The sequence below is a fragment of the Rhizobium sp. YJ-22 genome (assembly GCF_029601685.1).
Lineage (GTDB): Bacteria > Pseudomonadota > Alphaproteobacteria > Rhizobiales > Rhizobiaceae > Metarhizobium.
In genome coordinates this window covers 1-1189 of the sequence record NZ_JARRIR010000053.1, presented here as the reverse complement: position 1 = coordinate 1189, position 1189 = coordinate 1, and the positions used below count along the sequence as shown (strand labels likewise).

General features: G+C 58.8%; 1 protein-coding gene. It reads right to left on the bottom strand.

The features are described from left to right. Positions 1-537: reverse transcriptase domain-containing protein (locus tag P7F60_RS30725; protein ID WP_277921232.1), on the bottom strand; the 537-nt coding region annotated here is incomplete at its 3' end. Between the last annotated feature and the right edge of the window lie 652 nt (positions 538-1189).

Below are 1189 nucleotides of genomic sequence, written 5' to 3'. Positions count from 1 at the left end.
AAGCAGCCGATGATGAACGGTGTCGAAGTAGCTCGCCAGATCACCTTCGATGATCCAGCGTCCCTTCGTGCCACCGCCATCCTGAAGCTGTATCTTCACGGTGCGGACAGCATGATGCACACTGCGTTCCGGCCGGAAGCCATAGGACAGGCGATGGAAGTCGCTCTCCCATATCGGCTCCATGGCCATCAGCATGGCACGTTGGACAATGCGGTCTGTCAGGGTCGGTATACCCAGCGGTCGTAGCTTGCCATTGGCTTTCGGGATATAGATTCGCTTGACCGGCTTCGGGCGATAGGTCCCCTTCAGCAGGTTTGTCCGCAGGTCGGCCAGATGGCGATCCAGCCCGGCCTGCATCCGTCGCTTATCCATTCCGTCAATGCCCGGAGTTCGTGCGCCACTCGACGCCAGAACTCTCCGGGCGGCTTCGGCAAGCCATTCCCGGTCGGCAATGAGCCGAAGAAGACGATCGAACCGACGGTTCGGACCGGCCTCGGCCCATGTTGCGAGCTTGTGCTGCATTTCGCTGATTATCAAAGGTCTTCACCTCGTTTGGTCAGGTAGTTTGCACTCCAAGCAGATTGAACTGTTCCCCTTCGCCATGTGGCAGGCTTTCCCTGCCGCGGACTACTACGGGAACTCCGCCAGCATGATGGACATCAGGGTCAACTCCCTTGCGACGCGGTACATCGTGGGCATTCCATCATGCCTTCCCTCGTTCATATGCTGGACATTCCGCGCAGTGGGGAGGTTGCCGATCGCAGTCCTTGTCCTTGCGTCCCGCAAGTCGATGCCGCTGCCATGGTCTGACTGTGTTCTCCCCATGACTCCCTGCAGGCGACCTACATGTACGCCCACATTCGGATGCCGCCGACATACGTCTCCAGCGACCTCATCAGCATTTCGCCTGTTAAGCCGTGTAGGCGAAGGCGACATTTCAGCCCTCGGATGCGGATTAACCGGTTCGTGTTCCTCAACCTTCCAGTGCTACAGCCTCGGGAACCATCTCGGCGTAACGGCTTCGCCTCAATTCCCTTTACCTGCGGGCTACGTCACCCTGCCAGTTGACGACAGGTCACCGCCGCTTGGGCTCTTGCCCCCTCACAGCAGGGAGCAGGCATTCTTCAAAACCTCCTTTCTCAATGCATTCCAGTCATATGCACCCCGGTCTATCCGGGACGAGGCGCAC